This is a genomic window from Achromobacter sp. RT286_PF (assembly GCF_059760425.1).
Window position 1 is genome coordinate 88,056 of sequence record NZ_JCBAMR010000015.1, and the last position, 26,661, is coordinate 114,716.

Consider the following 26,661-nt stretch of genomic DNA (forward strand, 5'->3'; position numbering starts at 1 on the left):
CCATGCATGTACCCATCCCTCGCACGCAAGCACGCCTTCGGCAGGCACCGCTTCCTTTTCTGTTGGCATTGCTGGCCGGCTGCACTGCCGTCGGCCCGGACTACCGCACGCCGACGCTGGATGTGCCCGCGCACTGGATTGAGGCCGACGCCGCCATGTCCGACGGCGACCACGATGGTTTGCGCACCTGGTGGCGCGCCTTCCAGGATCCCTTGCTGGACCGGCTGGTCGAACAGACCCTGGCGCACAATCAGGATCTGGACATCGCCTTGGCACGCCTGCGCCAGGCACGCGCCGAGCGCGTGCAAATTGCCTCGGCCGCCCTGCCCGAGGTCTCGGTCGGCGCCGCCGGCGAGTCCGCACTCGGCAGCAAGGCACTTAGCTCGCAGCCGGGCGGGCGGGCGCGAACCTGGCATCTGGGCTTCGATGCGAGTTGGGAGCTGGACCTGTTTGGCGGCACGCGCCGCGCGGTCGAGGCCGCCGACGCCGGTATCCAGGCGTTGGCCGAGGACCATCGTGCGCTGCAAGTGAGCCTGGTGGCCGAACTGGTGTCCGACTACGCCGGGCTGCGCGCCGCGCAACTGCGCCTGGCCATCGCGCAAGACAACATTCGTTCGTTGGCCGAGGCTGAACGCTTGGCCGAGCAGGCGCACCGCGGTGGTCTGGGCACGCTGGCCGACGTTACCCAGGCCCGTGCCGAGCGCGAGATTGCCGAGGCGCAGCCGCCCCTGCGGGAAGCAGACATCGCCCGTTTCAGCCATGCCATCGGTGTGCTGACGGGCGGGTTTCCCGGGGACTGGCATGCAGCCCTCGCAACGTCCGCGCCAGCGTTGCCCATGCCGGCCGACTTGCCGCTGTCATTGCCTTCGGACGTCATTCGCCAACGCCCCGACCTGCGCGCGGACGAACGGCGCCTGGCCGCCGCCACGGCGCAAATCGGCGTGGCGCAGGCCGCACGCTTTCCCACATTCCGTATTCCCTTGGGATTCGGCACCACCGCCAGCGTCATCCACGACCTGTTCTCAGGCGCCAGCCTGGCATGGTCGGCGGCGATGCAGGGCAGCCAGTCTGTCTACGACGCCGGCAGCGCGCGAGCCGGCGTGGCCGCGGCACAGGCCAACGCCGACGCCGTGCGGCGCGTCTACGAGCGGGACGTGCGTTCGGCGCTGCGCGACGTAGAGGACGCCTTGACGGCATGGACCAGCGAACGCCAACGGCAAGCCGCGTTACAGAAAGCCGCGACCGCCAGCCAACTGGCCCTGCAACAAGCCACCCAGCTCTACGCGCGAGGGTTGAGCGCCTATCTGCCCGTGCTGGTGGCGCAGCGCAGCCTGAACCAGACGCGCGATGCCTTGGCGCTGAGTCAGGTGGCGCAACTACAGGGAGGCATAGCCTTGTACAAAGCGCTGGGCGCGGGCTGGTCGGACACGACATCGGTCGGCGAACCCGCCCAGGCGGCCGCCAAAGAAATATCGACGACGCAATGACGCCCTGATGCGGTGGAGACCTAAGTACGCGGCGCCGGCCATGAACGGTAAGCGTCTTTCATATCAAGCACTTGGCCCACCGCATGCGATGGGCCAAGTGCGTTTGATGGCAGCTGTTTGCAGGGCATTATCCGGCCGATTATGACTGCCTTGTACACAACGATTTTGCATTACAGAATTATTGCTTTAGGCTATTAATAAATTGCCGCTGAACGGGCATTATGTTTTTCAGTATGGTTAAACAAAAATAAGAAATACCATTTTTTATATTCACTCACAATTACCCGGCGTTCCTGTGTTGCGGTTTGTGTAATGAATGTAATTATTTGAGGGAAATCCCGGGGTTTATTACGGGCGCTCTGACTCATTTCCACAGCAATAAAAATTTTTAGAAAGAATATTGCTGTCTGGCCCCTCTACGATTCGTTGGCTCATCAAGAAACGGGTATGTATACGTTTCGAGCCGTAACTTTCCTTAAGTAATCAGTCCGCCCAATAGGGACAGTCGTATATCGATTTCGAATCGAATACGCGTCCTTGGGTGTCGATTTCTAGTGTCTACGACACGACGAAAACAGTGAGGCCCCCGTGGTAAAGAGAATCGCAGTGTGTGGCCTTGGATATGTCGGCCTGCCCGTAGCCGTTGCATTTTCCAAGCGCTTTGATGTCATCGGCTTTGATGTGGATAAGCGGAGAATCGCACGACTGAAAGAGGGACACGACTGGACCGGCGAGATTGAAGACGACGCCCTGCGTGCCTCTGCAATGACCTTTACCGACCAGATCTCTGAACTGGAAGGGTGCGACTTTTTCGTGGTTGCCGTTCCCACGCCCGTCGACGAAAAGAACAACCCCGATTTTTCCTTGCTGGTGCGCGCCTGCCAGTCCATCGGACCCGTGCTGCGCCCAGGCTGCATCGTGGTGTTTGAATCCACCGTCCACCCCGGTGCCACCGAGGAAATCTGCGGCCCCGAGCTCGAAAAAGTGTCCGGCCTGCGCTGCGGCATCGACTTCAAGCTGGGCTACAGCCCCGAACGGATCAACCCGGGTGACCGCGAGCATCCGCTGGAAAAGATCGTCAAGATCGTATCCGGCCAGGATGAAGCGTCGCTGGAAATCATTGCCGGCGTGTACGAGAAGATCATCGACGCCGGGGTGCACCGCGCCTCGTCCATCAAGGTCGCCGAAGCCGCAAAGGTGCTGGAAAACACCCAGCGCGACATCAACATCGCGCTGATGAACGAGATGTCCAAGATCTGCGATCTGGTCGGCATCCGTACCTCGGAAGTCCTGAACGCCGCCGGCACCAAGTGGAACTTCCTGAAGTTCTCGCCCGGCCTGGTCGGCGGGCACTGCATCGGCGTGGACCCGTACTACCTGACCTCCAAGGCGCAGGAACTGGGTTACCACCCCGAAGTCATTCTGTCGGGCCGCCGCATCAACGACGGCATGGCCAACCACGTCGCGCAGCGCATCGTGCAGACGCTGGCCCGCAATGGCCGCCTGAATGCGTCCACCCGCGTCGGCATCCTGGGCATGACGTTCAAGGAAAACGTGCCCGACATCCGTAACTCGAAGGTCGTCGATCTGTACAAGGCGCTGGGCAGCTACGGCATCACGCCGGTTGCCTGCGACCCGATGGTCGACCCCGAGCAGATGGAACACGAATACGGCATCAAGCTCGTCCCCCGCGCGCAATTTGGCGGCATGGACGTGTTGATTCTCGCGGTGCCCCACCGCGAAACCATGGAGACCATCTGGGAAGACATCCCCGGCTTGGTCAACAGTGGAGGCATGGTGTGCGACTTGAAGTCGGTGCTGGATAGCAAACGCCTTGCCCCCGACCTCTTGTACTGGACTCTTTAAGTTCAGGCTCGCTATCCATCACTACAGGAGAGACCCTGGATGACTGCATTTACTATCGCTCCGATCGGCACCTGCCGGATCCATACGCCGCTGCGCGATGCCGTGGGACGCTACCCGATCAAGCTGCAACTCGGGCGCAACTACGGTTTCGTGCACACCAGCGCCGAGGCGCTGCAACAGGCGCGCTTCATGTTCGGCCAGGCCGACATTCCGGCCGACGTACAGCGCCTGATCTTCCGTCCTTCGAATGGCGAGCAGGCTCGCCGTGGCACGCACAAGCCGGCCGACCTCTACATGGTTGAGCTGTCCTCGCGCAAACTGCTCACCATCGACGGCCATCCCATTCAATCGAACTACCTGGGGCGCTACTTCAGCGAGTTCTTCGCTGACCGCACGCGCACCCGCATGTTCTGGCAACTGGCCAGCACCGATCGGCTTGCCGAGCGCCGTGCGCAGCTGGACCAGGACGCCGTGTTCAAGAGCCTGTCGCGCGATGACCAGGAACTGCTGTCGCGCATCGTCAAGCGCGATCAGACCGACGAAGAGATCGAAGCCGAAATGCGTGACCTGGTCGCGCTGCTGGGCCACGACAAGGTGGTGTTCGTCACCCACGTCAACGCGCTGACGCCGGACAACGTGCCGATCGAGCAACGCGCGCAACTGATCGCCACGGTGGCCGCCAGCGCGCAGCGCATCGGCGTGCCGTGCTACGACCCCACGCCGCTGATGAGCAAGATCGGCCAGGCCGACGCGATGGAAGACGGCGGGCTGGACCTGACGCACTACACGCAGGTCTTCGCCGAACGCCTGTGCCACGAATGGTTCAAGAACTACATGCGTCCGCGCATGAGCGCGTCCACCACGCAGGTGGCCGTGCCCAAGCTGGGCGCCGACGACAGCGCGGAACGCATCGAAAAGATCTGGGATGCCGGCGACCTGCGCGAAGCATCGCGCCGCGTGCGCGACGTGCTGCGCCGCCACCCTGGCCTGCCCGAACACACGCTGCTGTTTGCGCGCATCCAGGAAGAACTGGGCGACTACGAAGGCTCGCTCGCCCTGCTGGGCAGCGCCGACGGCGCCCTGGCCTCCGGCAGCAAGGCCGAGCAGATCCTGATGCGTAACCACTTCAAGCTGGGCCGTCACGACCTGGCGTACTCGCTTGCCGCCGGCCTTCTGGGCGACGAAATCGAAACGCCCGAAATCGTGCGCATCGCGGCGGTTTCCGCCGGCCAGCTGGGTTATGTGGATGAGTCGCTGGGCAACTGGAAGCAGCTGTTCCGCATCTCCTCGCCCACCGACGCCACCGCGCTGGAAGCGGCCGACACGGTGCTGTCGCTGTTGCAGACCGGCGGCGACATGGAAGCCGTGATCCGCTGGGTCAATGAAGTGCGCGAAGCCATCCCGACGCATGGCCGCGGCTTTGCCGTGCTGTGGCGCGACCGCCTGTTGGCCGGTGACCGCGCTGGTCTGCGCGCCCTGGCAGCCGAATCGCCCGCGTTGGAAGACATGGACGCGCTGGAGCTGGTCAAAGAAGCTTCGTGGCGCGGTTGCATCATGGCCGCCGCCGCGCTGGCCGCGTCTTGCGGCCTGGCCAATAGCGAGCACGAAGACATCGGCGCCTGGCTGCAATCGCAGTCCACCGCATGGGCCGAAGAAGGTACTCGCGCACTGGAAGACGGCCGTCTGCGTGACGCCGCCGAACGCATCTGCGCGCACCGCCTGCTGAACCCCGACGCCCTGACCGCCGTGCGCGCACAGCGTGCGTTCGAACGCGCGATGCGTCTTGGCGTGCGCGCCGCGCTGCTGGCCGGCAACCACAAGGAAGTGATCGACCTGACCGACGTCGCGTTGGACACGCAGCTTGATTTCCCCGAGCTGGACACGATGCGTGGCCGCGCCGCCGATGCGCTGGGCGACAAGCAAACCGCCATGCGCCATCTGGAACAGGCCGCCGCCGACAAGGCCGCGCCCTTGAGCACGCAGCTGTACTTTGCCCGCGTGGCCTTCAATGGTGGCTGGTTCGGTGAAGCCATCGACGCCTACCAGGCGGTGCTGGCCAACGCCTCGGCCGACCAAAGCGCCAAGGACGAAGCCGAACGCCAACTGGGCAGGCTCGGCCCGCGCGCCATTCGAGGCGCCCGCGAACTGCTGGCCGCCGGCGATCATCGCGCCGCGTGGAACCTGCTGGAACGCGTCGCCCAGTCGTGGCCGCAGATGACGGAAGTCGAGCACGAAAAGCGCCGCATCATCGCCGTGCTGTACGCCGAGGCACGCGCGCTGGATCCGGCCAGCACCACCGAGCGCCTGGCGCTGGGCGAACGCATCGTGGAACTGGTGCCCACCGACGCCATCGGCCTGCGCCTGGCCGCTGTCGGCGCCATGCGCCTGCATCGCTTCGAACAGGCCTTGCCGTACTGGCGCCGCCTTCGCGAACTGTCCGATAACCCCACGCAGTTCGATCACTACATCGATCGCTGCCTGGTGTGGATCGAAAAAGCCAACCGAAGGAAGGCAGCATGAATACCCCACTGACTACCGAACGGGCGGACGTTTCGTCCGATCTCCAATGGGTGCATGCCCAGTTGGAGGAGATCGTCACGGCGTCGGTGCGGGTCCAGGTCGCACAAGAAAACCTGGCGCGCGCCGAAGCGTTGGCGCGCGATCATCTGGAAGATTCCAAGGTCCGTTTCCTGTTGCTTCGGCTGAAGGAATCGGCGGGCTTGAACGAAGGGATGGCCGAGCAGTGGGCAACCTTGCTTCAAGAATGCCCCGACGACTTGCAGATCGTGCGTTATTGCGCGACGCGACTGGTCAAGGAACGGCATCTGGACGAGGCCTTGTCCCTGGTCGACCGGCATCTGCCGGCCTCGTCCGAGAACCCGTCGCGGCTGTTCTCGCGCGCCAAGCTGCTTAGCGACATCCGCGCGCACGAGCAGTCGGACCAGCTGTTCCGGCGGCTGATCCTGGAACACACGGATCGCAATATCCGCGTCGAATTCGCCAAGCGGCTGCGCAAGCGCGGCTTGCTGGCGGACGCGTATGAAGCGATCCGCCCGGTCGCCGCGCACTTGGCGCCCGGCAGCAAGGCGGCCGAACTGGCCACCGCGCTGGCGGCCGACTACGCCTTCTTCAAGGGCTTGGAGCCCGAAGGTGGCCTGGCGGGCAAGGACGTGCGGATCGTGTCGATGAAGCACGCCATCCTGCACTTTCGCAACCGCAAGATCGCCGAGCAACCGCCGGAAAAGCCCGTGTCCGTCGCCCTGGTGACGGGCAGCCTGGGGCCTGGCGGCGCCGAGCGCCAGTTGACCCGCCTGGCCGGCGAGTTGACGCGCATGGCGGCTCAGCCGGATCGGCAACTGCCTGACGTCGTGATGCGGCCCGAGAAGGTCGAGGTCATGGTCAAGCAGCACACCGAACCGGCGGGTTCGACCAAGAAGAAGCAGGGCTTGGACTTCTTCCTGCCGGTGTTGGTGCAGGCGCAGATACCGGTGACCGAGATCAACAAGCTGCCCGCCATTTCGGTGGCGCACCAATCGGTGCCCGATGGCCGCCTGGGCCGCATGCTGGAACAGCTGCCGCCGCCCGTGCACTACGGTGTGACGCGCCTGGCGCCGGTGCTGCGCGCCAATCCGTTCGATGTTGTCAGCCTGTGGCAGGACGGCACTTGCCTGTTCGGCGCGCTGGCCGCTTTGCTGGCCGGTGTGCCCACCATCCACCTGGTGTTTCGCGGGCTGCCGCCCAACATTCGCAAGGACCGATTCCGCGAAGAGTATCCCGAGCTGTTCCAGGCGCTGGCGCAAGTGCCGGGCGTGTACTTCGTCAGCAACAGCCGCACCGCCGCCGAGGCGTATGCGCAGTGGCTGGGCATTCCGGTCGTGCGCTTTCACGTGCTGTACAACGGCGTGCCTGACCTGGCCACCAACGCGTCGCCTGTTGACGAGCAGAAGTGGGAGGCCTTCAAACAAGCCACCGCCGATGCCACCGAGACGGTCGGCGGCGTGTTCCGGCTGGAGCCGGACAAGCGGCCGCAGCTATGGATCAAGATGGCCGCGATGTACCTGAAGCGACGACCCCAGGCACGCTTTGTCATCGTGGGCGATGGACGCCTGCACGACAACATCGTCGCGCTGGCGGAAGAGCTGCGCGTGGTTGACCGGCTGCTGCTGGTGGGCTTGTCCAATCACGTGGGCTACTGGTATTCGCAGATGGACGCCAGCGTGCTGCTGTCGCGCTATGAAGGCTTGCCCAACGTGTTGATCGAAGCGCAGCTGCTGGGCGTTCCGGTGATTTCGACACCCGCCGGTGGTGCTGGCGAATGCTTCGTCGAAAACGAAACGGGCCACCTGCTTAGCGACGTCGAACATCCCGACATGACAGAAGCCTGCGACAAGGTGGAGTCGATGGTCGACCTGGTGCGCAGTAACGAGTCATTGAAGGCGCAGAGCCGCAAACGGGCACAAGACCTGTTTTCGCTCGACGCGATGCTGTCCAAGTTCCTGAGCCTGTGCGTGCCCGTCATGGCCGTCTCGGAGAACGACGAACGCATCGACTTCCCGCAGATGCAACGCATGCTTGCGTGATCGGCGGCAAGTCTTTTCAAGGTCCAATAGATTTAAGGGTTTTATGCACATGAACGTCCCGGCTTTCGGCCTGCGGCGCAACGCGGCCTTCGCCATGGTGGTGCTGGCCGCACTTTCACTTTCGGGCTGCCAGCTGCCGCGTTCCGGTCCGATGTTGAGCGAAATGACGGGGGCACACGACGACAAGGACGTCATCGTGATGCCCGCCTCGCGCGAACTGGTGCAAGCCAGCAGGGTGCCTGACGTGGCGGACTTTCCGGTCCGCTATCGCGACCTGACCCAAGCCGGCTTCGACCGCCTGGTGCCTGGCGACGGCATCAACGTGCGCGTGTGGGAACGCGGTGGGCTGGGCGTATTCGCGGCGGACCCGTCCGGGGTCAGTGACCTGGGCAACCAGGAGATCGACCGGTCGGGCAACGTCTATTTCCCCATCCTGGGCAAGTTCCGCGCGGAAGGGCTGACGCTGGCGCAGCTGCATGATTCCGTGGTGGGCCGCCTGGCCAAGCTGGTGGTGGGCGCGGACGTCAGCGTCACACGCGTGACCGATGCGCGCGGCCAGATGGTGACGGTGCAGGGCAACCTGACCAAGCCCGGCATGTACCCGATCACGCAGACCGCGCAGCGCCTGAGCAGCGCGCTGGCGCAGGCCGCGCCGGTGCAGACCAACCCCGAGCAGCTGGTCATCAGCCTGCGCCGCGACAACCAGGTGGCCTCGGTGCGTCTGTCGGACATCTACCGCAATCAGAACAACGACATTCTGCTGCGGCCGGGTGATGTCATTACCGCCTACGACTCGCGCGAATACCTGACCGTGCTGGGCGCGGCGGGCAACCAGGGCCGCGTGGCGATCAGCAAGCGCAATTACTCGGTGCTGGACGCGCTGGCCGATTCGCGTGGCCTGGACGACAAGCTGGCCGACCCGCGTTCCGTGTTCCTGTTCACGCCCGCCAAGGCCGGCGTAGCCGGCAAGCCGGACATGCTGCCGGTGGTGTATCAGTTTGACCTGACGCGGCCCGAGCAAGTGGCGTTGGCGCGTGAATTCACCGTGCATGAAGGGCAGGCCATCTACATTTCGGACGCGCCGTTCACGCAGGTGCAGAAGGTGCTGTCGGCCTTCCGTGTCACCATGAGCGCGGGCTTCAGCGCCACGCGTGCGATCGATAGCGATTCGGGCTCCAGCTCTTCCGGCGTGACCCAATAGCGTGTCGATGAGTAACGAGGATCGGATCAAGGGGTGGCGTAACCGCCGCAAGGACAGTAACTACGCGGTGGGTTCGGGCGTCGATGCGTGGCGCCTGGACCCGGCCGCGCTGTTTGAAGCCAAGGCCACGCCCAGCGTGCTGCTCAAGCCATTGCTTGCGCGGCTGCTGGGCGAGCCGCACGACTCCGTTGCCGCCCGCCGGGCGGTGTACGAAGCGGTGCAGGCCGAGCTGGACGCGGAGATCGCGCGCGGCAAGGTCGACGAGACGCTGGCCGATTTTTCACGGCGGCGGCTGCGCCTGATCGTGCGCCTGCTGGAAACGGATATCCGCGCGGGCGTGGATGTCTTCGCGTCGGGCTACATGCCCGCCAAGCTGATCGCGGAAGACGAACGGCTGGCGGCGGCGCACGCGCGGCGCGTCGAACGGCGCAAGCAGGACGAGGCGCGCGATGCGCGCCGCCATGCGTCGCGCAACGACATCGCGCTGGAAATCGAATTGCCGCAGGGCGAGGCCGCGGATCTTGCCATTCTGCGGCAGCGCTTGCAGGTGCTGCATGAGGGGCACCATCCGGACAGTGCCGGCCGTGGGCAGCCCGTGGGGCGCACGCTGATGGCGCTGTTCGTGTATCAGCTGCGCGTGATCCACGGCGAAAGCCGCATCGCGCTGCTGTGGGCGCTGGTCGGCCCTGTCGTACTGCTGACGTTGATCTCGTCGCTGTACATCCTGATGGGCACGCACTTCATTCTTGGCATGGACGTGCAAACGTTTTCGCTGTTGGGAGCCACCACATGGATCATGTTCCGGCAGATCGTTTTCCGAAGCAGTACCGCCTATATCTCGGCGCGCGGGCTGTTGAACTTCCAGGGCGTCACCCCGCTGATGTGCGCGCTGGTGCAGGCGATGATCTACGTATCGGTGTACCTGGTGGTGTTCGCCGTGCTGATCAGCGCGGGCCACGCGCTGGGACTCATCACGCTGCCGGAGAGTTGGGCGGGCTTCATTCTTTTCGTGGTGCTGATGGGCTGCTGCGGGTCGGCGATGGGCGTGCTGTTCGGGTCAATCGCGACCTTCTGGCATTTCTTCCTGCGCCTGGCGCCCGTCATCGAACGGGGCTTGCAGATATTCTCCAGCGTGTTCTTCGTGTCGGAGCAGTTGCCCGAGCATCTGCGCCCATGGATTCTGTGGTCGCCGTTCGCGCACGGCATGCAGCTGCTGCGTTCGGCTTACTTCGCGGCCTACGATTCCCACGATGCCAGCCTGGGCTATTTCTTGACGGCATTGGTGTTCATGATGGTGGTCGCCCTGGCGGCCGAGCGTCTTGCACGCCCCAATGTCCAGCCGATGTAAGGGGGCCAGATGATTCATCTGAATGGCGTCACTGACGAACCCTATGCCTTTGGCAGCCGGCAACCGCTGCTGGCCAACGCCACGCTCGACATACCCGTCGGGCGCTACGCCCTGCTGTCGCATACGCCCGAGATGCACCGCCAGATTGTCGACGTGTTGTGCAATCTGCGGCCGCCGCGCCAGGGCTTCGTCAAGCACGACGGCAATGTGTCGTGGGCGATTGGGCGGCAAGGTTTTATCCGGGGCAAGGCCAACGGGCTTTCCATCATCGACTTCGTCTGCGAGATGTACGAAATCGATATCGAAGCCACGCACGAACTGGTCGCGGACCTGATCAGCGACCCCAAGGTGCTGGCCAAACCCATGGAACATTGGCCGCTTTACGCACGGCAGGAATTCTCGTTCGCCCTGGCGCTGGCGCCGGCTTTCGACGTTTACGTGATCGAAGGGGCCATCCCTTTCGAACCCTGCCGGTTCACCCGGCTCTGGCTGGCCCTGTTCGAAGAGCGGTTGATCGGCCGGACCCTAATTCTCTCTAGCTATCGCCAGAACCAGATGGCGGACTACTGCCTCAAAGGCTTGATTTATGAACGAAGCGCTCTCAGCATCGAAGACGACCTCGACCAATGCCTCAGCAAATACCCCCCGCGACGATCTCGAAGCGACTCCGGCACCGGCGATGACGTCTTCGGAGGCGGCTTCGAAGACAGCCAGCTCGGGATCTGAGGGCGGCTCCGAAATCGAACGCCGCCGTCGCGAACGGCAGGCTGCGCTGCGCGAACGCCGGCGCCACCGCTGGATCAACGCGTTCATCGTCATTGCGCCGGTGGCGCTGGCGCTGGTCTATGTGCTGTGCGTCGCCACCCCGCGCTACGAAGCGGAATCGCGCTTTTTCGTGCAGTCGGGCTCCGGCCAGCAAGGCGGCGGAGGCGGCGCGGCAAGCTTGCTGACCACGGGCAACATGGGCGGCATGCTGGGCGGCTTTGTCGACGGCTGGGCGGTCAGCGATTTCCTGAAATCGCGCGATGCCATGCAACAGCTGGACAAGAAGGTCGGCCTGCGCCAGTACCTGATCCACACGGGTATCGACCCCTTCAACCACCTGGCCGAAGATTCCAGCGAAGACGACCTGTACCGCGCCTATCAGTCGGCGGTACACGTCTCGTTCAACGCCCTGGAGCAGATCGACGTGCTGCGCGTCAGCGCGTTCTCGCCGGAAGACGCCGCGATGCTGTCCAAGGCGCTGATCGGCCTGGCCGAAGAATTCGTCAGCTCGATGAACGAGAAAGGCGTGGCCGACAAGCTGAAGGTCAGCGAAGAGTCGGTCAGGCTGGCCGAGCAAAAGGCGCTGGCCGCGCGCGAAGCCTTGACGGCGTGGCGCACCACGCACGGCAACATCGACCCGACGGCCACGGTGGCCATGCTGTTGAACCTGTCCAGCCAGCTGGAAACAGAACTGAGCAGCGCGCAGATCAATCTGGACAAGATCCGCGCGTTGGAAAACAAGGACCACTTCATGCTCAAGCCCGCCCAGATGCAGGTGGTGGCATTGCAAAAGCGCATTGCGTCGGTGCGCCGTCGCCTCAGCGGCGACGGCAATGCCGAAGCCAAGCAGCTCAAGTCCTACGAGGCGCTGCGTAACACCCAGGCGTTCGCGGATTCCAACCTGACGCTGGCGCAGCAGTCGTACCAACAGGCGATGACGGACGCGCTGCGCCTGCAACGCTATCTGTCCATCATCGCGCAGCCGGTGCCCACGGACCGCCCCAGCAGCCCGCGTACCGCCATCCTGTTGCTGCAAGCGCTGGCGCTAGGCTTTGTGCTGATGTTTGTGTCGCGCGTGGCAATGGCATTGTTGCGGGGGCTGCGCCATGGTTGATACCGCTATTGAAGAACGCCGCGCCCAGGCCGACGCCACCACGCAGCTGCGCGAAGTCATCCGCGACATTCTGGCGGCCGACGAACCCGCCGGCCAGTTGGCAAGACTGGGACCGGCGCTGGCGAAGACGAACGAGGGCTGGCGCGATGTGCGCCGCCTGCTGGTCGCGCCCTGGATGCGCGAAGCGAAGCTTGCGCCCGCCATCGCCGCCCTGGAAACGCTGATTGCGGCGTACCCGGCCCGCGCCGATGACCGCCGCCTGCTGGCCAGCCTGCTGGGCCGCACCAAGCAGTGGGACCGCGCTATTGCCGAGGTGGATGCCGCGGCCGGCATCGAGCCCGCCAACGCATCGCACCACGCCGCACGCATTCAATTGCGGGTGCAGGCGGGCCGCGTGTCGGAAGCCGCCGAGGTCGCACGCGCCACCGTGTCCATGGCGCGCGACGAGCCCGCCGAGGCGTATGCCTGGATGATGGCCTTTGCGCGTAATGGCGACACGGCCCTGGCCGCCGACATCGCCGCAAGCCTGGACCCCGCGCAGCTGCCGAATGAACGCGTGGCCACGATGGCCGTGCGCGCATTGCTGGAAGACGAGCGCGCCCAGGCGGCGATTGAACTGGGCGACCGGGCGCTGAACGCTGGCCACGACAGCCCCGCCTTGCGCGCGTCGTTGGGCATGGCGCATCTGCGGCGTGCGACTGAGGATGACCGCAAGGTGCACGCGCTGACCCATTTTGAAGCGGGCCTGGCCGCCGCGCCCACGGACGTGCGGCTGTTGACGCTGTACGGCGAAACCCTGCTGCGTGCCGGCCGCTACAAGGAGGCCGCGGCGCCGTTGGCGCAGGCCATTGAACTGGCGCCCGAGCTGGAGCAGACGCGTGCTTTGTATGCACGTGCGCTGCGCTACACCTTGGAGTACGACGAGGCCGCCGAGCAGATGTTGAAGCTTGTCGAGAAGTCTCCCGACAAGCTGATCTGGCAGCGCTCGGCCATCGGGGCGCTGTCGCAGGCGGGCCGCAAGCAAGAGGCCGAGGCGCTGTACACGAAGTACGTCGCCACGCGCAGCGCACACCTGCCCAAGACCTTCCAGGAAGCCATGGCGCAGATGGAGCAACGGCTGCACATGGCGCCGATTCCACAGGCGCGGCTGGATTGGGCGTGGTCGCTGCGCGGCGACGCCAATGCAGACCGCGCGGATTGGGAACGCCGCGCGCGCTGGGGCCACATGATCGACCATCTGCTGTTCGACTGGCTGGAATGCCGCGAAGACGATGTCGAAGAGGCCATGCAGTTGCTGGGCGAACTGGATACTGGCGAGCGCTTTTTCGCGCCGTTGCTGGCGGCCGGCAAGGGCGTGGTGGTGGCGACCGCGCACGTCGGCCCCATGTATGCCGGGCTGATGGCGCTGGAGCTTCTGGGCATTCCGTCGCGCTGGCTCGCCACCGCGCCCACGGTGGCCCAAAGCAGCTATGCCACGGCCTTGATTTCCACCGCCGATCAAACCGAGGCGCAGGTGGCCAAAGCCTGCATGCGCGCCATCAACTCGGGCTTTGTGCTGTGCCTGGCCATCGACGGCGCGGCGAATCCCGCCGCGCCCCGCACCACCTTCGAAGGTCAGGAAGTAACGTATTCCGCCTTTGCGTCGCACCTGGCGCATCGCATGGGCGTGCCGTCGGTGTTCTACGCGCCGCGTTGGGAAAACGGCCAGGTGACGTACACGCTGGCCATGCTGCCGGCGGCCAATCCCGGCGAAGACGCCGATGCCTACGCGCTGCGATGGCAGAAGGCGTATTTCGAACGGTTGCGCGAACACGTGGCCGGTCCCCCTGAAAATCTGCGCTTGAGCGGCGGCATCTGGCGTCATGTGCAGTCCGCGGATCGCTCCGCGCAGCAATAGGAACAAGCCTTGATGAAGTCTGCAATGAAAACGATGCGTTGGCTGCTTGCCGTGGCCCTGCTGCAAGGCGGGGCGGCGGCCGCGAATGAAGCCTGCCCCAGCCCGGACGAACACTGCCCGCTCGTTTCATCGCTGCTGTCTCAACGCGAAGGCTACGGCGCCAAGGCCACGGGCGGCCTGGGCGGCAAGTTCATCGAGGTGACGTCCGACCAGGATTCGGGGCCGGGCACCTTGCGCGCCGCGCTGGCGCAAGCCAAGAAGGGGCCGACCTGGATCCGCTTCGCATCCGATATGACGATCGTGCTGGACAAGCAGCTGCGCGTGCCCTCGAACGTGACGATCGACGGGCGCGGCAAGCGCGTTGCCTTGATCGACGACGGGCTGGGCGTGTACGGCGTGCAGAACGTCATCCTGACGCACCTGACCATCGACGGCCGCCTAAACCGGCTGACGCAGGCCGTGAACGTGGCCAATGGCAGCCGCGATGTGTGGGTGGACCATATGGATCTGTCGCGCATGTCGGACCGGCTGCTGAACGTGAAGAACGGGTCCACCGACGTGACGATTTCATGGACCAAGTTCCATAACTCGAACAAGGTCATGCTGCTGAACAACATCACGTCCAAGAACCTGTTCCAGAACTACGAACGTGATTCGATCGCCCGCGTGACGCTGCATCACAACTATTTCTTCAACACCGTGCAGCGCAATCCGCGCGGGCAGTTCGGCACGTTCCACCTGTTCAACAACCTGCTTGAAGACTGGGATTTCTACGGCATGAGCTTCAGCCTGGAAGCCAAGGCGCTGGTCGAAGGCAACATCTTCAACAACACGGCGCAGCGCAAGTGCGTCGAGCCCGAATTCTTTCCCACGGTGGAAGGCGTCAACGTCAATTACTGCCACTACATTCCCATTGCCGCCAAACGCAGCGCGCTGGACAACGGCGAGTCGGATCGCGGCGCGTACGAGAAACTGAAGTCGCAGCACGGCTACACGCGCGACTACAAAGCCTTCCTGCGCCTGAAAGACAACCTGTACCTGGGCGATGCCAAGCCGGTGTTGCAGGACTACCGACCCGATGCCGCGCCGACGCCGCCGTATTGTTACGGCTACGAGCACCCGACGCCGGAATTGGCAGACAAGATCCGCAAGTTTGCCGGCAACACCGGTGGCGATACGCCCCTGCCTGCATCAAGAACCGGCTCCAGCTGCGGCGGCTAGGCGTCAAGGCTGCGCGACAAAAAACTGTCCACTCTGAGATACACCCGGGTTGTTGTCCCCCTGAAATTGCGACGCAACGTGTTGCAATAAGCGTAACAACGTTTACAAATTCGTCCCGCCAAGGACGAGGGGACAGTGACCATGAGTCAAACACCACGATACCTGCGCCGCCCGCAGGGTTCGAACTGGGGCGATTTCGGCCACGACGACCAGTTGGGCACGCTGAACCACCTGGACAGCCAGGCGCGTCTGGCCGCCGTCGCGGAAATCAAGACCGGGATTTCGTTTTCGCTCAGCTTGCCGTTGACAGTGCCGCGCGCGCCCGTGCTGAACCCGCGCCGCAAGGGGCCGTCGATCCAGCCCGCCGAGAAAAGCGGCGTGCCGGTGTACCGATATCCGCTGGGCCTGGACGTGCCCGGCGCCACCGACGTCGTCAGCGACGACCGCGTCACGCTGTCGCCGCAGTACTCGACGCAATGGGACGCACTGGGCCATGTGGGCTCGATGTATGACGCCCACGGCACGGGCCAGCCGCAGCCCACCGGGTACAACGGCTTTACCGTCAGCGAGCCTTCCACCGACAACTTCACCGGCACGCAAGACCTGTCCATCGCGCCGATGGCGCGCCATGGCATCCAGGGGCGCGGCGTGATGGTTGACCTGCGCGCCCGCTTTGGCGATGAACACCGCAAGGTGTCGTACCGCGACCTCATGGACGTGATCGAGGCCGACGGGGTGCAAGTGCGGCCCGGCGACGTGCTGTGCCTGCACACTGGCCTGGCCGACCTGGCGTTGACGCTGGGCGAGCACGAACAGGAACGGCTCAAGACCAGCTGCTGCGTGCTGGACGGCGCGGACGCGCAACTGCTGGCCTGGATCAAGGACAGCCGCATTGCCGCCATCGCGGCGGACAACCACGCCGTGGAACTGCGCAACCATCAGCTGGACGCAGGCCCCGGGCCGCTGCTGCCCTTGCACGAACAATGCCTCTTCAAGCTGGGCCTGCCACTGGGCGAGCTCTGGCATCTGACCCCGCTGGCGCACTGGCTGCGCCAGCATGGCCGACACGCTTTCTTCCTGACCGCCGCACCCATGTACGTGCCCGGTCTGGTCGGCGCGCCGGTCAACCCCATCGCGACCGTCTGACCCCGTCAGGCGGATCGCGCAACGATTCATCATCAATCGAATATCCCCGTCGGGGAGTTGTGAGGAGCACACATGAAGAAGACCCGTTTCGCGGCCTTGGCCGCATTGCGTCCGCTGGTTGCGGCCATCGGCCTGGTCGGCGCAGTCGGCGCGGCCAACGCCGCCGGCTATCCCGAGCAGCCCATCACGATGGTGGTGCCGTATTCCGCCGGCGGCGGCGCTGACAATGCCGCGCGCATCATCGCCCAGGGCATGAGCGAAGTGGCCGGCCAAAGCGTCGTGATCGAAAACAAGGGCGGCGCCAGCGGCTCGATCGGTGCGGCCTTCGTGGCACGCGCCAAGCCGGACGGCTACACGGTGCTGTTCGACGCGTCCGCGTTCTCGATCAACCCGGTGCTGCGCAAGCTGCCCTACGACGCGAAGAAGGACTTCGTGCCGGTCTCGCAAGCGGTCAGCGTGCCCAACATCCTGGTGGCGGCGCCGGGCTCGGCGTTCAACAACCTGCCCGACTTCATCAAGGCCGCGCGTGCCAACCCCGGCAAGTACACCTTTGCCTCGTACGGCCCCGGCAGCCTGGCGCAGATGGCTGCTGAACTGCTCAAGAAGGATGCGGACGTGAACGTGGTGCACGTGCCCTACAAGGGCGGCGCGCCGGCCATCGTGGACGTCATGGGCGGACAGGTGGACGTGTACTTCGCCAACGCGGCATCCAGCCTGAACTACGTCAGCGGCGGCAAGCTCAAGGCGCTGGCCGTGTCCTCGGCCAAGCGCATGCCGGAATTGCCCGATGTGGCCACGGTCGGCGAAGCCGGCATCAAGAATTTTGACGTGGTCGAATGGAACGGCCTGTTCCTGCCCGCCGGCTCCAGCCCGGAAGTGGTCGCCAAGCTGCAAGACCTGGTGCAAAAGGCGCTGGCGCGTCCCGAAACGCGCGACAAGCTGGCCAAGCTGGGCCTGACCCCCGTGGGCAGCAGCGCGGCCGACTTCGCCAAGTTCGTCGACGCCGAGCAAGTGCGTTGGGCCGAGGTCGTGAAAGCCAATAACATCACGGTGAACTGATCCACCGACGGGAACGGGCGCGGCGTTGGCCCGTTCCCTTTTCAACCCGTTGCAGGGAGAAGCACACGATGAGCCGAGAAGAAGACTTCGAGCGCGGCCTGGCGAACCGCCGCGCCGTGTTGGGTGACGAATGGGTGCAGCGTTCGCTGGACCGCGCCACCACGTTCACCGCCGACTACCAGAACATGATCACGCGTTACGCGTGGCACGATATCTGGAGCCGTCCGGGCTTGCCGCACAAGGCGCGCCGCATGATGGTGCTGGCCGTGACGCTGTCGCTGGGCCGCTGGGAAGAATTCGAGCTGCACGTGCGCGCCGCGCTGACCGCGCCGGATGAGTCGCGCCTGACGCCCGATGAGTTGAAAGAAGTGCTGTTGCAGAATGCCATCTACGCCGGCGTGCCGGCGGCCAATACGGCGTTCAATCTGGCGCAGAATATTTTGCGTGAGGTGGCTGCGCAGATTGGCTATGACCTGGCGTCGGCGGACCCCCGGCAAGCGGATCTGTTTGGCGCGGGCTCGCAGCCGCAGCCGTAGCGTGCGACGCGGCCTGATCGGCGTCGGGGCTGATTCGCGTTGACGCTGGCGTCGCGGGGGTCGTCGGCGCATCCGACTCGAAGCGTCCGCCCAGCGCCAGATGCAGGTTCACGCGCTGCACCAGCCTTTCGGCGCGCACGTGCATCAGGTCGCTTTGCACGCGCAGCGCGTCGCGCTTGCGCTGCAATACGTCGAAGTCGTCAAACTGGCCAATCTGGCGTTGCACCTGCGCCAACGCCAGCGCGCGGCGGCTTTCGGAATACTGGCGTTGCAGCGATTGCTCTCGCATCGCCAACTGCTGCTCGCCGGTCAAGCCGTTTTCCACTTCGGCCATGGCGCCCAGGATGGCGCGCGCGTACAACGCCAGCGCTTCCCGCTGTTGTTCCGTGCGCAATTCGAGCGTGATCTGGCGACGGCCGGCGTCAAATAGCGGCCAGGCCAACGAGGCGCCCACGGGGAAGACCCAGCTTTGCATGCTGGTGGCCAAGCCGGAATAGTCTTTGGTAAAGCGCCCCGCGCCGGCAAATATCGCAATGGTGGGCAGTCGCGCTGCCTTGGCTTCCTCGGCGCCGAAAAAGGCCGCCACGAGGCGTTCGCGCGCGGCCACCAGGTCAGGCCTGCGGTCCAGCAGCGCCAGCGGCAAGCCGGGCGCCAGCGGCGCGGGCGAATCGGGAATGGCTTCGTCCGCCTGCGCGACGCCGGCGGGATAGCGTCCCAACATCAATTCCAACGCGCGCAGCGCTTGCACCCGCGCCAGTTCGCGCTGGGCCACCACGTCCGCCGCCGCGGCAACCTGCTCGGACCACTGCGCCACTTCAAATTCACCGACCCGGCCGATACTGCGACGGTATTGAATCAGCTTGAGCTGGTCGCTTGTTGCACCTTCCAGTTCGCGAGCCAGCGCAAGCTGCCCGCTTGCCTCCAATGCCGCGAGCCAGCTTTTTGCGGTCAATGCCCCGATGGACTGGCGCGCGTAGGCGTAGTCGGCTTCCGAGGACCGGTAGCCCGCCTCGCCGGACAGTTTCTCGGCCCTGGCCCTGCCCCACAGGTCCAGCTCCCAGTTCATCAGGACGGCGTAGCCGTTGGCGGAAAACGCACTGCCCGGCGTCGGGTCCGTGGCCGCGCGCGCGCCAATGCCTACCGTGGGCAGCAACGATGCGCCCGCCAGCCGCGCCTGGTGCGCGGCCTGTTGCATCCGGCTGGCCGCCACGCGCAGGTCCACATTGTTGGCAAGCGCTTCCTCGATCAGCGCTTGCAAGGTGCCGGTCTGCGGAAACCCCGCCCACGCGGGCTCGAACGCGGCAGCTTGCGCGCTGGTCGTCCACGCCGCCGGCACATCGGTACCGGCCATGGCGTCCTTGACCATGGCATCGTCCGCCGGCCGGTTCAGGTTGGCGCAGCCGGCCATCAGCATGGCCATGCATGCCAGGGGCAGCGCGCGGGAAAGAAGGGTCGGGGGCGCGGACATAGGCAAGGCCGGTCAGTGCAGCTTGAGAACCAGGTAGTCCAGTTTGGACGACACGCGGAAGATGACTTTGCGCACCATATGCAGCGCGCGCAGGCTGTCTGTGTAGATGGCGGCGTTGCCTCGCGCGCCCATCGCAAACATGATGTCCTCGGGCGCCTGCAGGTCTATGCGCACCGCGTATTGCATCGGCGCGGCGGCGCTGGCGCCTTCCGCCGTGGTGCCCGGCAAGGCGCCGGACGCCTGGAACTGGCCTTGTGATGTGGCCCACACAATGGAATCGACGCTGCCTTTGAACACGCGGCCGGGGATGGTGCGCAAGGACACCTCGACCTCGTCGCCCGGCTTGACCTTGGTCAGTTGGTTTTGATCGAAGAACGCGATGACCTGCTGCGAGGTTTCAACGAACGACATGATGGGCCGCAAGGGGATCGCGGCGGCATACGAGCCCACGCGCGCTTGCAGGTTGATGGCGTATCCGTCCGCCGGGGCATACAGCGTGGTTTGCGCCAGCTCCCACTTGGCCGTGTCCAATTCGGCTTTCACCTGCGCCACGGCGGCCTGGTCGCCTTCGTACATGGCGCCGATGTTCAAGCGGATTTTCTGTTCCGCTTCGCGCGCGGCTTCCCAGTTGGCTTGGCGTACCTTCAGCTCGCTTTGAAAGCTCTGCACGTCGTATTGACTACCGGCGCCGCGCGCGGCCAGCGCGGTGCTTTGGCGCAGCCGCATGCGGGCCAGATCAACCTGCGCCAACGCGGCCGCCGTCATCGCCTTGGCCGAGGACAAATCCCGGTCCAGCGATTGCTGCGTGGCCTGCGCATCGATCAACTTGGCTTCCAGTTGCCGCAGTTTCAAACGATAGGGCTCGTCGTCCAGGCGCAGCAGCACGTCGCCCTTCTTGATCAGCCGATTGCCTTCAACGGCAATTTCAACCACGCGTCCGGTCACGCGGGGTACGACTTCGACGACGTAGTTGGTCACGCGCAATTCGGCGGACGAAGGCGTGACGACGTTGATGATGAAAATAAGTGCGGTCAGGCCCGCCGCACCCACAGCCACCACGCCGACCTGCGATTGAATATTCCAGGGCAGCAGCTTCAGCTTGATGAAGATCAGCCACACCAGCACGCCGTAGAAGAGAGCAATGAGTTCAAGCATGCAAACCTCCTGGACAAGTGCGGCATCCACATGTCTCGCAAACGCGCCCACGCGACACGTACTCCTCTGGCGCGCCGGTCATCAACCGTCTGGTCGGGATGGAGGGGGCGGTAGATCGGTGGCGGGCGTGGCGACCGGCGCCTCATCGTGCGTGTCGCGGCCATACGCCATCTGATAACCGATGGGCTTGGTGTGCGCCCACAGCCAGGCAAAGGGCCACAGCATGCCGCCGAACGCCAGGGATAAAAGGCATAGCGATTTGATGGCTTCGGCTTGCGGGTGGTGGCGCTTTTCGGCGATGACTTCCGGCAGGACGTGCAGCTTCCAGAATATCCAGACGGCCAGGATGGGCACCAGAACCAGCACCACCCAGACGAGCACGTCGGCGATGGCGTCTTCCCAATGGCCCGCCGCGGCGTGCCCGGTGCCCGGCGCCATTGCGGCGGCTACGGCAAAGGCCACGGCAAATCCATGTCGTGAACGGGCCAAAGACATTTCGCGCCCCTTTTCCCTATGGGATGCCAATAACTCAACCGTTGCCAAGGTGGCTTATTGCGAAACAGCAAATTGATTTTCGCCAGTGACCCAAGCATGTGTCTATGCTAATTTCGGCAATATGTTGTCAGATCCACGTCGTCGGTACCTTGCCAGGGGAAACAGATGGATCTTCATCATTTCAAGTCGTTCGATTCCTACGCTGGCGCCATCTTCGACGCCCAGGCACGCGTATTTCTCTTGGGAAGCGGGGGCGGGGGGTGGCGTATCAGCCGTTTCGACATTGACGGCATCGACCTCCAGCAGGGTAGCGCCGCCGTTTCAAACGTGTGCGAAGCGGTGTGCCGGTCTACTCACCTGACGTTGCTGTTGTCGCAGCCTTCTCCCTGCCAGGCCTGGCTGAATGGGGCACCCTTGAATGCGGCGGCGCTGGGCATCCTGGCGCCGGGCAAGGGTTACGTCTTTCGCGCGGCAGGGCCCAACGAATGGATCAGTATCGCGTTGCCGGTTGATGCCGAGCTGTTCACAGGCGATGGCCTGCTGGCGCAGACGCTCAGGCGTTGGCGTAGTACAGGCGGCATGGAAAAAACAGACCCCCTGCAATGGGGCGCCCTGCGCGAAGCGGCCCTGATGGCGATGACCCCGGCTTGTCCGCCCGCGATCGGCCGCCGCTTGATCGAACGCAGGCTGTTTGACCTGATGGCCTGTCGTTTCCCGCACGACCGGTGCAAGGGCCGCCCCTCGTCATCGCTGGCATGGTTGTGCGACGCCACGCTGACGGTCTTTCGCGAGCGTAATGAGAACGCCCACGTCGAAGACATACGCCGGGGCCTGAAAATCAGCGAGCGCGGTTTGCGCGACTTCTTCCAAACGTGTTTCGGCATGGGCCCAGGACATTATCTTTGCCTGCGCAAGCTTCACGACGTGTATTGGGACCTGGCATCAGGCGAGGACAAACGGATGACGGTGGCCGACTGCTTCTTGCAGCATGGCTATCCCTATTCCACGCATTCCGCGGCGCAATACCGCGCGCTGTTCCTTGAAACGCCTTCCGCAACGCGCAATCGTTTTCATCCGCAATAACGCTGCAACCACCGTGCGCACGGGGCGCGATTCTGGTGATTCGAACCTGACGATTTTTCGCCGGAATCATCATGGACCTTCAATTGCGACTCGGCTCACAATGCCCGATGGGCCGATCAAGGAGCGAGATGATGAAAACCGAAAAAGCAATCGCAAAGGACGAACCCGTCAGCGCCGCACTTGAAAACGGCGCGCCCGGTGTCGCGGGGTTGTCGGCAAAGAAGTACGAGCGCGAACTGGCCAAGCTTCATGTTGAACTGGTCAAGCTTCAGCAATGGGTGGTGCACAGCGGGGCAAAGGTCTGCATCCTGTTCGAAGGGCGCGACGGCGCGGGCAAGGGCGGCACCATCAAGGCGATTACCGAGCGGGTCAGCCCACGGGTCTTTCGCGTGGTGGCGCTGCCGTCGCCCACCGACCGCGAAAAAACGCAGATGTACGTGCAACGCTATCTGCCGCATTTGCCGGCGGCCGGCGAAATCGTGATTTTCGACCGCAGTTGGTACAACCGCGCCGGCGTGGAACGCGTCATGGGGTTCTGCACCAAAAGCCAGGCCAAGGCGTTCTTGAAAGCGGTGCCGCTGGTCGAGCGTGCCATCATCGATTCCGGCGTGATTCTGATCAAGTACTGGCTGGAAGTTAGCGAAGCCGAGCAGACGCGGCGGCTACAGGCGCGTATTCACGACGAGCGGAAAATCTGGAAGCTGTCCAAGCTGGATCTGGATTCGTACAGCCATTGGTATGACTATTCGCGCGCCCGCGACGATATGTTCGCGCAAACGGACACGGACTACGCGCCTTGGTTCGTGGCGGATTCCAATAACAAAAGACGGGTGCGGCTCAATATCATCAGCCACCTGCTCAAGAGCATTCCGTACAAGGCGCTGCCCCGGGCAAAGATAACGCTGCCCAAGCGGCAAAAGCCGCAGGGCTACCGCGAGCCCGAGCGCGCGGTCCGCAGCGTTCCGACTGTGTTCTAGGAATTCGGCGGCCGCCAAACCCGAGCGTCCGGGGCGAGTGGTATCTTGTGTCTGTTTTTTATGTAGATGCATAGGCAGACGCCACCCGCCCCATGTCCGACCACGTACCTTCCGCGCCGACCACCCCGTCCGACGAGCCCCAAGCCATCCACCGGCCTTTCGTCCAGAACGTGGGCACGCGGCGCATGCTGCATTTCACGCAGAAAGAAATCCAAAGCAGCATGTCGCTGCTGAATCCCGACGCGCTGGAAATTGAATACACGCGCATGATGATGGGCTTCGTGCTGTTCAACCCCGAGCCCGCGCGCATCCTGATGGTGGGCCTGGGCGGCGGCTCGCTGCCCAAATTTTGCTATCGCTACCTGGCCGGTGCCGACATTGAAGTGGTCGAGATCGACCCCGCCGTCATCGCCCTGCGCGAGGCCTTCATGGTGCCACCCGACAACGCCCGCTTTCGCGTGGTGCAGGCCGACGCGGCCGACCACTTGCGCGGCCTGTCGGACCATGCCGATGTGATTTTCCTGGACGGCTATGGCGTGGGTGGCATTCCGGATGCGCTGTGTTCCGAAGCGTTCTACGCCGACTGCCACCGCGCGCTGCGCGAGAACGGCATCCTGGTCATCAACTACCACGTGAACCACCCGATGCATCACGAGTACCTGGCGCGCGTGCGGGCCTCGTTCGGCTCGTCAATGTTTGAAGTGGTGGATGACGACATGACCAACAGTGTCGTGTTCGCCTGCAAGGGCGACTTGCTGAACGATCCGGCCGCGGCCGAATTGAAGCGTCCCGCCGCCATCCCCCGCGACGCGTGGCGTCAGCTGATGCCGACGCTGCGCGTCATCGGGGCCACGCTGGAACTCAGATAGCCTTGCGGATCCGCACGGGGATGGACTTGTAGCTGGGCGTGCCGCTTTGCTTGTCCTGGTAGTCCAGCGGGCAAAGGTTGTTGGCTTCCGGGTAGTACGCGCCGACGGACCCGGGCGCAATGTCGTAGGCAATGGCGGTCAGCCGCAGATGGCGGTGCGATTCGCCCGGCAGGCCGGTGTTGATGTCTACCTCGTCCCCATGTTCCAGGCCAAGGCGCGCCAGGTCGGCCGCGTTCATGAACAGCACGTCGCGCCGTCCGAACACGCCGCGATAGCGGTCGTCCAGCCCGTAGATGGTGGTGTTGTATTGATCGTGGCTGCGCAGCGTGGTCAGCGTCAGCGTGTCCGACGGCGCGGCCGGGTCTTCGCGCAGGCCCTTGAACGGCAGGAACCGCGCCTTGCCGGACGGCGTCTTCCAGATGCGTTCCGTGGGCGGCAATGGCAAGCGAAAGCCACCGGGCTTCAGGATGCGTTCGTTGTAGCCCCGGAAGTCCGGGTACACCTGTTCGATCAGGTCGCGGATGCGGTCGTAGTCTTCCACCAGGTGCAGCCATGGCACGCGGCTGTGCGGCAGCGTGGCAGCGGCCATGGCGGCGATGATGGCGGGTTCGGAACGCAGGTGTTCCGAGGCCGGCGCCAGCTTGCCGCGCGAGGCATGCACCATCGACATGGAATCCTCGACCGTGATCGACTGCGCGCCGCCAGCCTGCACGTCGCTTTCGGTGCGGCCCAGCACCGGCAGGATGATCGACTCGCGGCCGATCAGCAGGTGCGAGCGGTTCAGCTTCGTGTTCATGTGCACCGCCAGGTCCAGCCGGCGCATGCCGGCTTCGCACTGGTCGGTGTCGGACAGCGCCATCGCCAGGTTGCCCCCCAGGCAGATCAGCGCGCGCGCCGAGCCGTCGACCATGGCCTTCATCGCGTCCACGGCGTCGTGGCCGTGGCGCTCGGGCGGGCGGAAACCAAACGTCTTTTCAAAATTGTCGAACATCACCGGATCGATCTTTTCCGTGATGCCCACCGTGCGATTGCCCTGCACGTTGGAATGCCCGCGCAACGGGCAGATGCCGGCGCCCGGCTTGCCGAAGTTGCCGCGCATGAGAAGCAGGGCGGCAATCTGCTGCACGTTATGGGTGCCGCGCGCGTGCTGCGTGATGCCCATGCCGTAGGTCACGATGGTGGCATTTGATCTGGCGTAGGCGGTGGCCACGGCCTCCAGGTCCGCGCGGGACAAGCCGCTGGCCGCTTCGATGTCGTGCCACGGGGTGTCGTCCAGGTCCTGCACATAGTCGTCGAAGCCTTCTGTGTGCTGGGCAATGAAGTCATGGTCCAGCACGCCGGGCGCGTCGCGGTCCGCCGCCACCAGCGCCTTCATGATGCCCTTGAGCGCGGCCGCGTCGCCGCCGACCTTCACCTGGTAATACGTGGAGGCGATGCGGGTGGACCCCAGCGTGCCCATCTCGACCGGGTTCTGCGGGTCGGCAAAGCGTTCCAGCGCGCGCTCGCGCAAGGGGTTGAACACGATGATGGGCACGCCGCGCCGCGCGCACTCGTGCAAGGTGCCCATCATGCGCGGATGGTTGGTGCCGGGGTTGTGGCCCATCGAGATGATGAGGTCACAGGTGTCGAAGTCGTCCAGCGATACCGTGCCCTTGCCGATGCCGATGGCTTGCGGCAGGCCGACGCTGGTGGCCTCGTGGCACATGTTCGAGCAATCGGGAAAGTTGTTGGTGCCCAGCTCGCGCGCGAACACGCTGAAGAGAAAGGCGGCTTCGTTCGAGGCTCGGCCCGACGTGTAGAACTCGACCATGTCGGGGTCGGGCAATGCCGACAACGTGGCGCCGATGCGGGCGAACGCGGCGTCCCAGCCGATGGCATGATACGTGTCGCTGGCGGCGTCGTACGCCATGGGGTGCGTCAGCCGGCCGGCGTCTTCCAGGTCGTGGTCGCTCCAGGTCAGCAGTTCGGTGACGGTATGCGCGGCAAAGAACTCGGGCGTGACGCGCTTCTTGGTGGCTTCCCACGTGACGGCCTTGGCGCCGTTTTCGCAGAACTGGAAGGTCGACGTGTGCGCCTTGTCGGGCCACGCGCAGCCGGGGCAGTCAAAGCCGTCGGGCTTGTTGGTGCGCAACAGCAGCACGGGCGCTTCGGCGATGCGCATCTGGTCGGCGACGGCCTGCGCCGTGGCCTTGAGCGCGCCCCAGCCGCCTGCGGGTGCGTCGTAGCGATGGATGCCGGTCAGGTTGCGTGGCTTCATAAATTCACTTTTTTTCAAAACAACGGCCACGTTTTAAACGTTTTTTGCTGAATACCGCATGTCGTGCCAAAAGTCTCGTTATTTCAATTTGTGACAAAACTATTCATTTGCTTATAATGCCGGCTCGATTCAATAAC

General features: G+C 64.4%; 20 protein-coding genes. 16 read left to right on the forward strand and 4 right to left on the reverse strand.

Annotated features, from left to right (window positions below):
* Positions 1-2: 2 nt before the first annotated feature.
* The 13 genes from AC6LJY_RS14295 to AC6LJY_RS14355 all read left to right on the forward strand — a co-directional run bounded on the left by AC6LJY_RS14295 (position 3) and on the right by AC6LJY_RS14355 (position 18,220).
* Positions 3-1,487, forward strand: coding sequence for an efflux transporter outer membrane subunit (locus tag AC6LJY_RS14295; protein ID WP_498136224.1), 1,485 nt, complete (start codon positions 3-5; stop codon positions 1,485-1,487).
* A gap of 606 nt (positions 1,488-2,093) precedes the next feature.
* Positions 2,094-3,353: a nucleotide sugar dehydrogenase gene (locus AC6LJY_RS14300; protein WP_104144730.1), complete on the forward strand. Its 1,260-nt coding sequence runs from the start codon at positions 2,094-2,096 to the stop codon at positions 3,351-3,353.
* A gap of 39 nt (positions 3,354-3,392) precedes the next feature.
* Complete coding sequence (locus AC6LJY_RS14305; RefSeq protein WP_498136225.1) at positions 3,393-5,873, forward strand: hypothetical protein; 2,481 nt, start codon at positions 3,393-3,395, stop codon at positions 5,871-5,873.
* A complete protein-coding gene (locus AC6LJY_RS14310) occupies positions 5,870-7,933 on the forward strand; it encodes a glycosyltransferase (RefSeq protein WP_120153481.1) in 2,064 nt (687 codons plus the stop codon). Before AC6LJY_RS14305 ends, AC6LJY_RS14310 begins: the two co-directional genes overlap by 4 nt.
* A 43-nt stretch (positions 7,934-7,976) precedes the next feature.
* Positions 7,977-9,134 carry a polysaccharide biosynthesis/export family protein gene (locus AC6LJY_RS14315; RefSeq protein ID WP_120153483.1) on the forward strand — a complete coding sequence of 386 codons (1,158 nt, stop codon included), beginning with the start codon at positions 7,977-7,979 and terminating at the stop codon, positions 9,132-9,134.
* A 7-nt stretch (positions 9,135-9,141) separates the two neighbouring features.
* Entirely contained in the window at positions 9,142-10,482 is a 1,341-nt protein-coding gene (locus tag AC6LJY_RS14320) for an ABC transporter permease (protein WP_314364370.1), read from the forward strand.
* A 9-nt stretch (positions 10,483-10,491) separates the two neighbouring features.
* Positions 10,492-11,208 (forward strand): P-loop NTPase family protein, encoded by a 717-nt coding sequence (locus tag AC6LJY_RS14325; protein WP_046805317.1) that lies wholly within the window; start codon positions 10,492-10,494, stop codon positions 11,206-11,208.
* A complete protein-coding gene (locus AC6LJY_RS14330) occupies positions 11,162-12,361 on the forward strand; it encodes a KpsE/RkpR family capsule polysaccharide export protein (RefSeq protein WP_240434022.1) in 1,200 nt (399 codons plus the stop codon). Before AC6LJY_RS14325 ends, AC6LJY_RS14330 begins: the two co-directional genes overlap by 47 nt.
* The gene (locus AC6LJY_RS14335; protein ID WP_498136226.1) at positions 12,354-14,258 is read left to right on the forward strand and encodes a Vi polysaccharide transport protein VexE; all 1,905 of its coding nucleotides are present in this window, start codon (positions 12,354-12,356) and stop codon (positions 14,256-14,258) included. Before AC6LJY_RS14330 ends, AC6LJY_RS14335 begins: the two co-directional genes overlap by 8 nt.
* 12 nt (positions 14,259-14,270) lie before the next feature.
* Positions 14,271-15,479 (forward strand): pectate lyase family protein, encoded by a 1,209-nt coding sequence (locus AC6LJY_RS14340; protein ID WP_498136235.1) that lies wholly within the window; start codon positions 14,271-14,273, stop codon positions 15,477-15,479.
* A 141-nt stretch (positions 15,480-15,620) separates the two neighbouring features.
* Positions 15,621-16,625, forward strand: a complete 1,005-nt coding sequence (locus AC6LJY_RS14345; protein WP_498136227.1) for a cyclase family protein — start codon at positions 15,621-15,623, stop codon at positions 16,623-16,625.
* Between the two features lie 72 nt (positions 16,626-16,697).
* The gene (locus AC6LJY_RS14350; protein WP_498136228.1) at positions 16,698-17,684 is read left to right on the forward strand and encodes a tripartite tricarboxylate transporter substrate binding protein; all 987 of its coding nucleotides are present in this window, start codon (positions 16,698-16,700) and stop codon (positions 17,682-17,684) included.
* Positions 17,685-17,752: 68 nt separating this feature from the next.
* Positions 17,753-18,220: a carboxymuconolactone decarboxylase family protein gene (locus AC6LJY_RS14355; RefSeq protein WP_219991559.1), complete on the forward strand. Its 468-nt coding sequence runs from the start codon at positions 17,753-17,755 to the stop codon at positions 18,218-18,220.
* Here AC6LJY_RS14355 and AC6LJY_RS14360 read toward each other — a convergent pair.
* The 3 genes from AC6LJY_RS14360 to AC6LJY_RS14370 all read right to left on the reverse strand — a co-directional run bounded on the left by AC6LJY_RS14360 (position 18,105) and on the right by AC6LJY_RS14370 (position 21,305).
* The gene (locus tag AC6LJY_RS14360; RefSeq protein ID WP_498136229.1) at positions 18,105-19,688 is read right to left on the reverse strand and encodes a TolC family protein; all 1,584 of its coding nucleotides are present in this window, start codon (positions 19,686-19,688) and stop codon (positions 18,105-18,107) included. The genes AC6LJY_RS14355 and AC6LJY_RS14360 overlap by 116 nt on opposite strands.
* Before the next feature lie 12 nt (positions 19,689-19,700).
* Positions 19,701-20,843: an HlyD family secretion protein gene (locus AC6LJY_RS14365; protein ID WP_046805324.1), complete on the reverse strand. Its 1,143-nt coding sequence runs from the start codon at positions 20,841-20,843 to the stop codon at positions 19,701-19,703.
* Positions 20,844-20,924: 81 nt separating this feature from the next.
* A complete protein-coding gene (locus AC6LJY_RS14370; protein ID WP_314364360.1) occupies positions 20,925-21,305 on the reverse strand; it encodes a DUF3302 domain-containing protein in 381 nt (126 codons plus the stop codon).
* A gap of 198 nt (positions 21,306-21,503) precedes the next feature.
* Between AC6LJY_RS14370 and AC6LJY_RS14375 the strand changes: the two genes are divergently transcribed.
* The 3 genes from AC6LJY_RS14375 (at position 21,504) to AC6LJY_RS14385 (ending at position 24,267) form a co-directional block, all read left to right on the forward strand.
* Positions 21,504-22,421 carry a helix-turn-helix domain-containing protein gene (locus AC6LJY_RS14375; protein WP_319307761.1) on the forward strand — a complete coding sequence of 306 codons (918 nt, stop codon included), beginning with the start codon at positions 21,504-21,506 and terminating at the stop codon, positions 22,419-22,421.
* A gap of 128 nt (positions 22,422-22,549) precedes the next feature.
* Positions 22,550-23,398: a polyphosphate kinase 2 gene (ppk2, locus tag AC6LJY_RS14380; RefSeq protein WP_046805326.1), complete on the forward strand. Its 849-nt coding sequence runs from the start codon at positions 22,550-22,552 to the stop codon at positions 23,396-23,398.
* 92 nt (positions 23,399-23,490) lie between these two features.
* Positions 23,491-24,267, forward strand: a complete 777-nt coding sequence (locus AC6LJY_RS14385; protein WP_120153497.1) for a fused MFS/spermidine synthase — start codon at positions 23,491-23,493, stop codon at positions 24,265-24,267.
* Here the strand turns inward: AC6LJY_RS14385 and AC6LJY_RS14390 are convergent.
* The gene (locus AC6LJY_RS14390; protein WP_498136230.1) at positions 24,260-26,524 is read right to left on the reverse strand and encodes an FdhF/YdeP family oxidoreductase; all 2,265 of its coding nucleotides are present in this window, start codon (positions 26,522-26,524) and stop codon (positions 24,260-24,262) included. The genes AC6LJY_RS14385 and AC6LJY_RS14390 overlap by 8 nt on opposite strands.
* Positions 26,525-26,661: the final 137 nt, after the last annotated feature.